Source organism: Aminobacter sp. J41 (assembly GCF_000526635.1).
GTDB lineage: Bacteria > Pseudomonadota > Alphaproteobacteria > Rhizobiales > Rhizobiaceae > Aerobium.
In genome coordinates this window covers 1-1,256 of record NZ_JAGL01000106.1, presented here as the reverse complement: position 1 = coordinate 1,256, position 1,256 = coordinate 1, and the positions used below count along the sequence as shown (strand labels likewise).

General features: G+C 61.4%; 3 protein-coding genes. 2 read left to right on the top strand and 1 reads right to left on the bottom strand.

Annotation, left to right across the window (positions count from 1 at the left end; translation table 11 throughout):
• A partial coding sequence (locus tag L630_RS0120760) for a transposase (protein WP_024850074.1) occupies nucleotides 1–227 on the bottom strand: 227 nt, incomplete at its 3' end.
• A 93-nt stretch (nucleotides 228–320) separates the two neighbouring features.
• On the opposite strand from L630_RS0120760, the gene L630_RS22060 reads away from it, so the two are divergent.
• On the top strand, nucleotides 321–692 hold the full coding sequence (locus L630_RS22060) for a hypothetical protein (protein ID WP_245263831.1): 372 nt from the start codon (nucleotides 321–323) through the stop codon (nucleotides 690–692).
• Between the two features lies 1 nt (nucleotide 693).
• The gene (locus L630_RS0120750) at nucleotides 694–1,251 is read left to right on the top strand and encodes an NADH dehydrogenase ubiquinone Fe-S protein 4 (RefSeq protein ID WP_024850073.1); all 558 of its coding nucleotides are present in this window, start codon (nucleotides 694–696) and stop codon (nucleotides 1,249–1,251) included.
• Nucleotides 1,252–1,256: the final 5 nt, after the last annotated feature.

Sequence of the window (1,256 nt, the reverse complement as noted above, 5' to 3'; positions counted from 1 at the left end):
TCCGAGACCGCCTTGCGCAGCCGGTCATTCTCTTTCTCGAGCTCCTTCAGCCGCTTCACCTGGTCACCCTTCAGGCCACCGAACTCCTTGCGCCAGCGGTAATAGGTGAACTGTGTCACGCCGATCGAACGAACCGCTTCTCCGACAGAACGACCTTGCGACAGCAGAACATCGACCTGACGCAGCTTCGCGACGATCTCTTCGGGCTTATGCTTCTTCTGGGGCATTCCAACGTCCTCTCCAACGGCTCAATAGCCTACTTCAGGGAGGACCACTTTTCAGGGGGCAGACCAATACTCCAGCAGCAATGCGACATTTACTTGGCCGGCATCGAGAAGGTCGCAGAGATCGTGGAAACCGCAAGGCACGATGCGAAGCTGATCGATGAACTGCGTGTTCTCAGCCATAAGCTGGCTGTGGTCGCAAGCGCAGGGGTGGTGTCCAGCTTCGAGAGGGTGCTGGAGAGCTTGCAATCCGGTTTTGCTGACGGCGCGCTCTCGGACGCTGATGGAGAGAGCGTGATGAATGCCGTCGCCGATCTCACGATAGCGATGCGGTCGGACGTCCTGCACGCTGCTGCCTTTCCTTCGCAGAACACCGAACACGCCGTTCGCCTGAATTCGAGGCGAATGGAAAAACTCAATGATCTTGAACGTCACCTTCTCGCATCCACCGACACCCGGGAGATCTAACATGCGCGGCCATAACCGCCCACCGTTTCCGCCGAAAATCCCCGGAACCGACCTGCGGTCGTGGGACGTGCCGACCGCGATCATCTACCGCCCGGCGCGTTCCGCGATGACATCGGCGCCTCGGCCCAACTACTGGGTCCTCGAGTTCGAGCCGTCCCGGCCGCCGCAGATCGAGCCGCTGATGGGATACACGTCCACCGGCGATCCCTATCGTCCGATTCGGCTGAAGTTTCCGGATCGCGACAGCGCCGTGGACTTCGCAGAGCGGCAGGACTGGCATTATGTCGTGCGCGAGGACGCTGGGGGAGCCCGGATGGCGAACCCTTGGGCGGGTGAGACGCGCCACCGGCTGCACAGGGGCGTCGATGCCCCGGGAGCCTTCCGGGTCGCGTTCCGCCCCGATCGCCGCCTCTCAAGAGGCGTTCAGCATGAGAGCACGGCCGACCCGTCTACCAGCGACAGGGAGAGTTTCGATCCAGTTATCGAAGCCAGTCTTGAAACCTTCCCGGCCTCCGATCCCCCAGCCTGGACGGGCGTGACGATCGCCGGGAAAAAATAATGAAC

Excerpts from the sequence above, each read along its gene's own strand:
- L630_RS0120750 (WP_024850073.1), top strand. The coding sequence starts at position 694 with ATGCGCGGCCATAACCGCCCACCGTTTCCGCCGAAAATCCCCGGAACC.